This window comes from Pontibacter russatus (genome assembly GCF_009931655.1).
Lineage (GTDB): Bacteria > Bacteroidota > Bacteroidia > Cytophagales > Hymenobacteraceae > Pontibacter > Pontibacter russatus.
Genome location: NZ_CP047984.1, coordinates 3,058,828 through 3,070,681, shown reverse-complemented (window position 1 = coordinate 3,070,681; position 11,854 = coordinate 3,058,828). Strand labels below are relative to the sequence as shown.

5 protein-coding genes are annotated in these 11,854 nt (G+C 56.2%); all 5 read left to right on the top strand.

What is annotated here, in order from left to right:
- Positions 1-69: 69 nt before the first annotated feature.
- The 5 genes from GSQ62_RS12510 (at position 70) to GSQ62_RS12490 (ending at position 11,801) form a co-directional block, all read left to right on the top strand.
- Entirely contained in the window at positions 70-1,440 is a 1,371-nt protein-coding gene (locus tag GSQ62_RS12510) for a hypothetical protein (protein ID WP_161889816.1), read from the top strand.
- A gap of 80 nt (positions 1,441-1,520) precedes the next feature.
- Positions 1,521-4,376 (top strand): TonB-dependent receptor, encoded by a 2,856-nt coding sequence (locus GSQ62_RS12505; RefSeq protein ID WP_161889815.1) that lies wholly within the window; start codon positions 1,521-1,523, stop codon positions 4,374-4,376.
- A gap of 1,113 nt (positions 4,377-5,489) precedes the next feature.
- Positions 5,490-8,609: a SusC/RagA family TonB-linked outer membrane protein gene (locus GSQ62_RS12500; protein ID WP_161889814.1), complete on the top strand. Its 3,120-nt coding sequence runs from the start codon at positions 5,490-5,492 to the stop codon at positions 8,607-8,609.
- 30 nt (positions 8,610-8,639) lie between these two features.
- Complete coding sequence (locus GSQ62_RS12495; RefSeq protein WP_161889813.1) at positions 8,640-10,208, top strand: RagB/SusD family nutrient uptake outer membrane protein; 1,569 nt, start codon at positions 8,640-8,642, stop codon at positions 10,206-10,208.
- Positions 10,209-10,334: 126 nt separating this feature from the next.
- Positions 10,335-11,801 carry a Gfo/Idh/MocA family protein gene (locus GSQ62_RS12490; protein WP_161889812.1) on the top strand — a complete coding sequence of 489 codons (1,467 nt, stop codon included), beginning with the start codon at positions 10,335-10,337 and terminating at the stop codon, positions 11,799-11,801.
- Positions 11,802-11,854 lie beyond the last annotated feature (53 nt).

Here is an 11,854-nt window from a genome sequence, read left to right as displayed (position 1 = left end):
CGGTTCTGCCACCGTTTCAAGGCAATCAGAAACCAAAAAAAGAGACTAACCAACCAAATTCAGAGAAACATGGAGTTCAAAAGCAAATTCGTAGCCACGCTGCTACTGGCAGGCTCAGCCCTTGCCTTCTCATCCTGCGACGAAAGGGAAGACGGCACCGCTCCGGTGATAGAGGAGGGAGAGGACATTGTGGTGACTTCTTTGGCGGAAGGCGTGGGCACCACCACCTGGACGGCAGAGAACACTTATATACTAGATGGCTTTGTGTTCGTGAACGAAGGCCAGACACTCACCATTGAGCCGGGCACCGTGATCAAAGGCAGGCCGGGCGAGGGCGAGAACGCCAGCGCGCTGATTGTGGCGCGCGGCGGCAAAATAAAGGCGGAGGGCACTGCCGGGAGCCCCATCATCTTCACGACAGAGGAGGATGACCTGAGCCGGACAGACGATATTCCGCTGGATGCCACCGGCCTCTGGGGCGGGGTGATTATCCTTGGCAACTCCACCATCAACAAAACCGGCGGCACGGGCGCCATTGAGGGCATCCCGACGGAGGAGGTGCGGGGCCAGTACGGCGGCACGAATGAGCAGGACAACTCCGGGGTGTTCCGGTATGTGTCTATCCGACACGCGGGCACGCTCATCGGCGCCAACAACGAGATCAACGGCCTGACCATGGGCGGCGTAGGCTCCGGCACAGTGATCGAGTATGTGGAGGTCTTCTCGAACCAGGACGACGGCTTTGAGTGGTTCGGCGGCACCGTCAACACCAAATACTTAGTGTCCGCTTTCAACGGCGACGACATGTTTGACTACGACCAGGGATGGCGGGGCAAGAACCAGTTCTGGTTCGGTATATACAACGAAGGCGCGGGTGGCACCGGTGGGGAGTTCGACGGCGGCTCAAGCCCGGACGACGCGGAGCCTTTCTCTATCCCGGTGATATATAACGCCACCATCATCGGCGGCAAGACAAAGGCTGGCCAGAATGCGGTGATGCTGGTAGACAACGCCGGCGGAAAAATCTACAACAGCCTTTTCGCGGACTTTACAGGAGGTGTGGTGGTTGAGGACACAGAGGTAGGCGACAGCCGTGCGCGGCTGGAGGCAGGCGATCTGGTATTCGGAAACAACATCTTCTGGAACGTGGCGGACAACACGTTTGCCGGGATAGCCGCGGCGGCAGCCAACCAGGATTACCTGCTGACGCACCTGGAGGCCAACAACAACCGCGTGACAGCCGACCCCGTGCTGGCGGGCATCAGCAGAATGAACAACAAAGCCCTGAACCCGCTTGCCGCAGGCATGGCCCTGACTGGCGCAGCCGCAAAACCCTCCGACGGCTTCTTCACAACGGCCGACTACATAGGAGCCTTCAACGGCACTGACAACTGGATGAAAGGCTGGACTTACCTGGACCAGCTCGGTTACCTGCAATAACATTCCTGGATGGGGTACAGCCATATAGACTTCAAGGCGCTGTACCCCATTTCTATCAAAACATTCTCACCAATTTATATATGACACGTAAATTTTCAAGCCTCCTTCTCCTGCTGTGCGCCTCCGTGACGGCGGCCTTTGCACAGGGCGGGGTTATCCGGGGGCAGCTCACCAGCAGCGAGACGGGCGAAGAACTAATCGGGGCCACCGTTGTGGTAAAAGGCACGGCCACCGGCACAGCGACCGACCTGGACGGAAAGTTTAACCTCACCAACCTGGAGCCCGGCACCTACGAGGTGCAGGCATCCTATATATCCTTCGAGCCTGAAACTGTAGCAGGCGTTGTCGTGAAAAAAGACGAGGTGACCGTGCTGAACATCAGCCTTGGCGCAGCCACCACCAAACTACAGGAAGTCGTCATTGAAGGCAGGGCCATCCGAAGTTCCGTAAACACCCTGCGCAACACCCAGAAAAACGCGGCGGTGGTAATGGACGGCGTTTCAGCCGAGCAGTTCTCCCGGAGCGGAGACAGCGACGCCGCCGCGGCCCTGTCCCGTGTGACGGGCATCTCCACTGAAAACGGCAAGTACGTGTATGTGCGCGGCCTCGGCGACCGCTACGTGAAGACAGCCCTGAACGGCGCTGAGATTCCCGGCCTGGACCCCAACCGGAACACTGTGCAGATGGACCTTTTCCCCGCTAACCTGATTGACAACCTGACGGTTTCCAAAACCTTCACCCCGGACATGCCCGGCAGCTTCTCAGGCGGTTTCGTGAACGTCACCACCAAGGATTTCCCGGACAGGTTCACCCTGCAGCTTTCCACTTCCCTCGGCTATAACGACCAGACCACCTTCAACGGCAACTTCCTGACGAGCAACAAAGGCGAGACGGACTGGCTGGGCTTTGACGACGGAACAAGGGCGGTGCCCGACGAGGTTGATTATGCCGTGCCCTACGAAAGTTATACCAACAAGGAAAGCGCAGAGCAGATAGACCAGGCGACGAATGCGTTCAACAGCGAGATGGCGCCGCGCACCATGGTTGCCCCGCTCAATCACTCCCACTCCTTCTCGCTGGGCAACCAGACGGATGTGTTCGGCCGGCAGTTCGGCTATGTGGTGGGCTTGTCGTACCAGCGGGGCTATTCTTACTACGGCAACGGCACGTTCGGCCTGTGGGAACTGAACAGCGCCAACGCCGAGGACCTGTTTGTGAAAAGGCTGCTTGCCGATAAAAGAGGGGTGGAGGACGTGACGCTGGGCTTCCTGGCGAATTTCTCCTACAAACTCAACAGCAACAACAAAGTCTCCCTGAACCTTATCCGGAACCAGAGCGGGCAGAACTCCAGCCGGTTCCTGAGCGGTATCTTCCCCGAAACCTCCGGCATTTTCGACAACACGGCCATCTTCGAATCGCGTGCCTTGCACTACCTGCAGCGCTCCCTCTCCAGCGGCCAGCTAAAGGGCGAGCACGTGCTGCCGGGCCTGAAGAACAGCAAGGTAACCTGGCTGACCTCCTTTACGCTGTCGGAGCAGGATGAGCCGGACCTGCGCTTCTTCGCCAACGACTACTTTGTGTCCGGGGCTGACACCGCCTTCCGCATTCAGGCGGCGGCCTATACCCTGCCGGCACGGTTTTTCAGAACCCTGGATGAAACGAACCTCGACCTAAAGCTGAACCTGGAGACACCCTTCACGATATGGAACGGCCTGGAGGCGAAAGCCAAAGTCGGGGTGGCCGCGCTCCGCAAGGACAGGGCTTTCCGTGAGAACGTGTACCGCTACCGCTTCTCCAGCGACTACGACTACAACGGGGGCATCCCGGCCTTTTTCGCCCCGCAGAACCTGGGCATCGTGGCGCGCCCGCAGGACGCGGAGAGCGGTGGCATCTACCGCTACGGCGTTTACCTGCAGGACGGATCGCAGCGCACCAACAACTACGACGGCGAGGAAGCCATATATGCGGGATATGGCATGGTGGACCTGCCGCTGACAGGCAAGCTGCGGGTAGTGGCGGGTGCCCGCGTGGAGGCGACGGATATATACGTGCAAAGCTTTAACGACCAGCTGGAGCCTGGAGAACTGAACACGGTGGACCTGCTTCCCTCCGTCAACACCTCGTACAGCCTCACCGAGAAAATGAACCTCAGGCTGGGTTACTCCAAAACCCTGGCCCGGCCCAACTTCCGGGAGATTGCCCCCTATACCTCCTTCGACTTTGTGGGGGAGCCCGCCTTTACCGGCAACGCCAACCTCGAGCGCACCACTATCGACAACTTCGACGCACGGTGGGAGTGGTACCCGGGGCTGGGCGAGTACCTCAGCGTGAGCGCGTTCTACAAGAACTTCCACAACCCGATAGAGCGGGCCATCAACACGCTGGCGCAAAATAATGAGATCTTTATTCAGAACGTGGCCAACGCGAAGGTATATGGGCTGGAGTTTGAGGTGAACAAGAACCTGTCGTTTATCACGCCCGCGCTGCAGAACTTCCTGGTCGGCACCAACCTTTCCCTCATCAGGTCGGAGGTAGCCATTACGCCCCTTGAGCTTGAGCAGATTCGCGCCGTAAGGCCCGATGCCGCGGCCACCAGGCCCTTGTTCGGACAGTCGCCTTACGTGGCCAACGCCAGCCTCACGTACCAGAGCGACCCCCTGGGCCTCATCGCCACGGCCAGCTACAACGTGTTCGGCGACCGTATCTCTGCCATCTCGGTGGGGGGCACCCCGAACATCTACGAGCGCTCCCGCCCGATGGGCAGCCTGGTGGTCTCCAAGCGCATCGGCCAGCACCTCACGGCAAAGGCCTCCGCCGACAACATCTTTGACCCTGCCTACAAAAACAGCCATGAGTACAAGGGGCAGGAGTTTATATATACTTCCTACAAGCTGGGCAGAACGTACTCGCTCGGCGTGACCTACCTGATAAACTGATGCGGCACCTGCTGCCCCCGGCGTCGGGAACAGACGAGTACGAGATGAATACTGGTTGCACATGTATGGGTGAGAAGCATCGTGGCAGCCACCAGCAGAGCGGCTTAGTCTCCCGCTTTGCGAGGAGCCCGCCTATATGGCGGGCTCCTTTATTTATATAGGCCTTAAGCTTTGGCGGAGCGCAAACCAGTTGCTGCTCCGCCTTTGAGCCTTGTTTTATATATGCCCGAGGCTGTAACCATCGGGCATACAGGGCCATGCAGGCGCGTGCCCTGTGCGAATAGGTGATAGGGATAACCTGCATTAGGCTGCCGCAGAAAGCGCCTTCATTTTCATCAGGCTTGCCGAGCGCTGTCGAAAGCAAAAAATTATGACCGAATCTATTGCGATATAAAAATAAACACATAGATTTAGACAACCTAAGTGCCCACTCACTCAGGCATTATCCTAAGTTCATCTTTCTAACAAATTTTTTGGATAGTCCCTTATACTTTTCCGCCAGGGTATAAACAGACTGCACTTTTGCTCTAAAATAAAGGAAGCCATGCTTCTTCTAATTTTAGCTGCTAAACATGCATTCACGCCCCTGAAACTTAGTATAGTTATATATAGCCTATTACTTTTCCAGCAGGGAGGAAGGTGTATGAGAGAAAGAGCAGAACGGCCTGTTGGTTATAGCCAGGCTGCGCCCCGCTATGGGATGCCTCTTCGGTTTTAGCTCTGCCCATTATCTCTGGTGGCGGGGCGGCAGAGGCGCGCCGCCGGGGTTATGGCTAAGGCCCGGGCAGTTGAAAGCATTCATTAGCAGGTGCCTGTTTCAGGATAAACCCACCTGATCTATCACTCAGCACACATGAGCCCTCTATATATCCTATTCCTTGCATATGCTTCCTCATGAAGCATGTGTACAAAATTGCAACCTGAGCTTACTATTCACTAAAAATGTAATGAATTATGAAACACCGGTTTACAAATCTTTTTGACGATGATTATGCAAAAGCAAAGGGTCGGTATTTCCGTACAGGCCTGCTTTCTTTTGCCTTGTGCGCAGCGCTGCCTGCCACACAAATACAGGCCACGGACCTGTATCGGCCAGCGAACGCCATCGCGCCTATGGGAAAAGGGCTTCCGAGCGCCGCATTGCCTTATGCTATTCAGGTAAACGGCAAGGTAACCGACAGTAGCAACGGGGAGCCATTGCCAGGGGTAGCCGTGGTGCTGAAAGGCACCTCCATCGGGGCCAGCACCGGCGTGGACGGCACCTACAGTCTGGCCGTTCCGGACGGGCAGGAGAATGGCACACTCGTATTTTCCTATATCGGGTTCGTGAACCAGGAGGTGCCCATCCGAAACAGGTCTGTGATTGATATCCAGCTTCAGACAGATGTGAAGGCGCTGGAAGAGGTGGTGGTGATCGGTTACGGCACCCAGAAACGCTCAGACGTGACCGGCGCCGTGGCCTCGGTAAAGGAAGCCGAACTACGTGAGCGAGCTATGCCTTCCCTAAACCAGGCTCTGGCTGGCAAAATGCCCGGCGTGCAGGTAAACACCAACTCAGGCCGCCCGGGGGGCAGAACCAATATCCGAATCCGTGGATTCAGTTCAATCAATACTTCTAACAACCCACTGTACGTGATAGACGGGGTGATGATGCCGCAGAGCAACCTGGCACAGTCAAGTTCCCCGATAGATTACATTAACCCTAGCGACATCGTGTCCATTGAGGTGTTGAAAGACGCTTCTTCCACGGCTATATATGGCGCCAGGGGCGCCAATGGGGTAATCATGGTAACGACCAAAAAAGGTCGCGCCGGAGAAGGCCAGATCAGCTACAACGTGGATTTCAGCACAACTGCCATTGGTCCGAACCGTCCGGAGGTGCTGAACACGGCGGAATACCTGGCAGTAGAGGAACTGGCCTGGCGGAACATGGAGAAATACGATCCGGTTGGTTGGGCCGAAGGCAAGTGGGAATCACTGAACCCGGCACTGAAGCGATCAAACCCCTTCCTGGTTGCTCAAGGCGTTTTTGATGCCAATGGCAACCCGATGCACGACACCGACTGGCTGAAGGAAACTACGCAGTCCAAGCTTTCCCAGAACCACCAGTTGGGCTTTAGCGGCGGTAACGAGCGCACCACCTATTCCCTTTCCCTGGGCTACCGCGACGACCAAGGGTTTTTAAAGAATTCCTATATGAAGCGCTATTCTGGTAGGTTCACCATTGAAGACCAGATAAAAAAATGGCTGAAAGTGGGCGGAACGCTGAGCTACAACAACCAGACGGAAAATTTGGTGGACATATCGGACCAAGTGGCCCGTCAGATTGTGGAAGACTTCCCTTTCCTGCCGGTGAGGTACCCCGACGGCACGTTTGCCAACAACCGGGACTACCCGTTAGCGGAAGGCACCATGAGTTCAATGCACCGCCTGCATGGCCGTAAGTACCTGCTCAACACCCAGACGACAATCGGTAGCCTCTACTCAAACATTAGGTTTGCGGAAGGCCTGGAGATGCGCACCGTGCTGGGCACCAACATCCTCACCCAGGAAAACAACGAATCCACTACCCGCACCCTGGACATCGGCAACCGCGGAAACGCCGCTTCCCGTAACCGGAAAGAAACCTTCTGGTCTGTGGAGAATTACCTGACCTATAACAAGACCTTCGGCGACATCCATGCTTTCACCGGCTTATTGGGCATATCCTGGCAGGAAACTGATTTCTTTAATTCGGATGCCTCCATCCGTAACTTCTCTACCGATTATTTCCTGTACAACAACCTGGACGCTGGCAGCACGTCACCATCCGTGGCCACAGAGGCTTCCACTACGGCCTATAACTCTTACTTCGGCCGTATCAACTACAGCCTGATGGACAGGTACCTGTTTACTGTTACAGGTCGGGCAGACGGTTCTTCTCGCTTCGGTGAAAACCACAAATATGCCTTTTTCCCTTCGGCTGCGCTCGCATGGCGTATTTCAGAAGAGGACTTCCTGAAGGGCAGCAGCGTTATCTCTAACCTGAAACTGCGTGGCAGTTACGGCCTGACAGGTAACTCTGAGATTGCACCTTACCAGTCCTTGCCACTTTTAAGCTCTACCTACGCTGCCGTTATTGGTGATATACGGGTAGTCGGAACCGGCCTAGGTCGCTTGGCGAACCCCGAATTGAAGTGGGAGAAGACAGCCCAGACAGATATTGGTGTGGAACTCGGGTTGCTGAACAACCGCATTATGCTGGAAGCGGATGTGTATTACCGCAAGACCACTGACATGCTGCTGGATGCCCCTGTGCCTCGTACCTCTGGCTACGCTACTGTACGTAAGAACGTGGGTTCCATGGAGAACAAAGGCATAGAACTGTCACTGAACACGGTTAACATCGATGGGGGTGATTTCTCCTGGAGCACCGGGTTCAACGTTTCCATGAACCGGAACAAGGTGCTGACGTTGGCATCACCGGCTGATATCTTCGGGGTGGGCGGTCCTAACTTCACGAATCAGACAAACATCATCCGCGTCGGCGAGCCAGTGGGCTCCTTCTGGGGCCTGACCCGCGTGGGCATCTGGAGCGAGGCCGAGCGGGAGGAAGCCGCCCGCTTTACCAGCTACCGCCCCGGACAGACGCTTATGCCGGGCGACATCAAGTACCTGGATGTGAACGGTGACAATGCCATCACCGACGCTGACCGCAGCATCATCGGCAATGGCAGCCCGAAAGCCTGGGGTGCCCTGACCAACACCTTCCGCTTCAGAAACTTTGACTTGCTGGTAGACCTGCAGTACTCTTACGGCAACGATGTGCTGGACATGACCCTGCACTCCAGCGAGGATCGCCAGGCCCTGGCCAACAGCTACAAAACCGTGCTGAACGCCTGGACGCCGCAAAACCAGAACACCATGATTGCCGAGGTGCGCAACACCCGCGCTGGCTATATCACCAACGTGGACACCCACTGGATCAAGGACGGCTCCTTTATCCGGGGCAGAAACATCCTGCTGGGCTATACCTTCTCTAATGCTGTTACAGAGAAAATCAGGCTGAGCCGCCTGCGCATTTATACCTCCGCCCAAAACCTGTTCTTGCTGGTCGATGACGAGCTCATCGGAGACCCTGAGACCGTTGGCATTCGCGATTCAGATGCCCAGAACGTGTTCTCGCAGGGACAGAACTGGCACGGCTATCCCAAGCCAAGAACCTTCCTGTTAGGTCTGCAGATCGGCTTGTAATTGATTTACCTAATTCAAAAGAAACTCATCATGAAGATTTATAAATTAAAATACTTATCGAAAGTGTTTCTCTGCGGCGTCCTCCTGCTGGGCACAGCGGGATGTGAAGATGATTTCCTGAAAGAAACGCCGCCTTCCAACCTCACGCCGGATAACTTCTATACCATACCGGATCACGCTGAAGCCGCTCTATATGCAGCCTATGCCGATACCCGCCTGGTATACGAAGGCTCGGGAATATTTTCGTCGACCTGGCAGATGCTGGAGGCGCCCACCGGAACATCCACTACCGAAACCGGCCAGAACTCGGACCTGAACAACCTGTACGGCCTGATATATGACGGCACCACCGGCCATGTGGCCAACTACTGGAACGGCCTGTACCGGCTGATAGCGCAGACCAACCTGCTGCTCGAAAAAGTTCCGGGTATCACGCCAATGGACGAGGCCCAGAAAAAGAAGATCATGGGCGAAGCGAAGTTCCTGCGGGCATGGGCCTACTTCCGGGCAGTACAGTTGTGGGGGGATGTTCCGTTGATTACCACTCCGCAAAGCCTGACCTCAGAGGACTTTATGCCTGCCCGGGCACCCAAAGAAGAGGTTTACGCGTTGATTGTGTCTGACCTGACCGAGGCGGAAGCAGCCGGCTTGCCGTGGATGGATGCTTCCGGACGGGCATCGCTGGCCGCCGTTAAGTCCATGCTGGCAAAAGTTTACCTGACCATGGCGGGCTACCCCCTGCAGAAAGGCGCCTCCCATTACCAGCTGGCGGCCGATAAGGCCTACGAGGTGATATCCTATGCCAACGCCAACCCCGGCTCCATTAATCTGTTCCCTACCTATGCCGAGGTACACCACGAGAGCACGGAGAATACGCTGGAGCATATTTTTATGGTGCAGTACAACAACCTGGTGGCGGGCAACCCGATGGAGAACATGTACCCGAACTTTAAGCCGGTGACATATGCCGGACCATCCGGAACCGGAAGCACGGTGCCCACCACCTCGTTCTACAACTCATATGAGGAGGGCGATCTGCGGGCAAAAAACCAGGAGGGCTATTTCTATACCAGCTACTACACCAATGGCACAGGCGAAGAGTTTGACCTGGGTGCTCCTTATATTTTCAAGCACTTCAACGTCACCTCTGCTGGCGCCCCCGGCCTCACGCCCACGCGCAACAACAACCTGAACGTGCCCATCATCCGGTACGCTGATGTGCTGTTGATATATGCCGAGGCGCAAAACGAACTGGGTGGCCCCACGCAGGAAGCCTATGATGCCCTGAAGCGCATCCGCGACAGAGCACAGCTGACTACCCCTGACCTGGGCACTTTCGACCAGGCTTCCTTCCGGGAGGCGGTGTGGCGCGAGCGCTGGCACGAACTGGCTTACGAGGGCATCACCTGGTTTGACATGGTGCGGCTACGAAAGGCCTACAACGAGACCACGGACAGCTTCGATGATTTCGTAGGGCACATCAACCTCAACTCAAACAAGGCCCTGGAAGAAAAGCACCTGCTGTTCCCGCTGCCAACGCCGGAGAGACGAAACAACCCGAACCTCAGCCCGCAGAATCCGGGATATCCTGAATTTTAAAGTTTCATTAAAAGCCTGGTACGCCCTGTACCAGGCTTTTTGCTGTCTGCTTGCAGGAGAAGCCTGCGGCAGAAACAGACCTGCTGTTTTATTAATCATCCAGAACAACATTTCATAAGAAGGACCATGAAGAAGGAATTTACCAATCAGGAGAAAACGGCCTCCGACCGCAGAGGCTTCCTGAAAGCGGCCGCGGTAACGGCAGCCGGGTTTATGATTGTTCCGCGCCACGTGCTGGGCGGAAAAGGATTTCTGGCCCCAAGCGACCGGCTGGTCATTGCCGCGGTCGGGGTTGGAGGCAAAGGGCGCTCAGATATAGACTCATTTTATAAAAGCGGGAAAGCCGATATTGCGTACCTGTGCGACGTAGACGACCGCCAGGCCGCCACCTCAGTCAAAAATTTCCCCAAAGCCAAATATTACAAGGACTGGCGGGAGATGTTCGACAAAGAAGCCAAGAACTTTGATGCCGTTTCAGTATCCACGCCAGACCATAACCACGCCGTGCAGGCGATGGGCGCCATGCAACTAGGCAAGCACGTGTATGTGCAGAAACCGATGGCGCACGATATATACGAGGCACGCAAACTCACCGAAGCCGCGGCCCGCTACAAAGTAGTCACCCAGATGGGAAACCAGGGCGCCTCAGGCGACGGCGTGAGGCAATTGCACGAGTGGTTCGACGCCGGGATAATCGGGGATGTGGAAACGGTTTACTGCTGGACCAACCGCCCTATATGGCCGCAAGGCATTCCCTGGCCAACCGCCAAGGCGACGGTTCCCAAAGAACTAGACTGGAACTTATGGCTGGGCACAGCACCCTATAAAGATTACGTGGATGAGGTAGTGCCGCGCAGCTGGCGGGGCTGGTGGGATTATGGCACCGGCGCCCTCGGCGACTTAGGCTGTCACCTGATGGAAGCCCCATTCCGGGTGCTGGACCTCAAGTATGCCACCGATGTGCAGGCCAGCGTGGGCAGTGTGTTTGTAGGCTGGGGCAAGCGGGGTATTTTCCCGGATAGCTGCCCGCCGTCCAGTCATGCCACTTTAACCTTCCCCAAAACCAGCAAGACCAAAGGGCCTGTCACCTTGCATTGGATGGACGGCGGCATCAAGCCGGAGCGCCCGGAAGAACTGGGGGCAAACGAACTGTTTGGCGACGGCAACAGCGGCATTTTGTTTATTGGCACCAAGGGCAAGATGATGGCCAGTGAATACGCTGCCAACCCGCGCCTGCTGCCCCTCTCCCGCATGGAGGAAGTAAAGGTGAAGCAAACGTATGCCCGCGTTCCAGGCAGCGCCGACGGCCATTATGCCCAGTGGGTGGAAGGGGCTATCGCGGGATACGGTAAAAAGGAAATGAGCTCGCCGTTTGATTTAGCGGGGCCGCTAACCGAGGCTATCTTGATGGCTAACCTTGGTATCAGAGGCGCCGACATGGCCAAACCGAGGGCTTCCGGCAACGGCTTCGACTACCCCGGCAGCAACATGAAAATGCTCTGGGACAACCAGAACATGCGGGTCACCAACTTCGAGGATGTGAACCAGTTCGTAAAGCGCACTTACCGCGAAGGCTGGAACCTGGGCGTTTAGCCTCCGGGCATAAAGCTGGATATGCCTGAGGTGCCAGCATATGCTGGACGCTT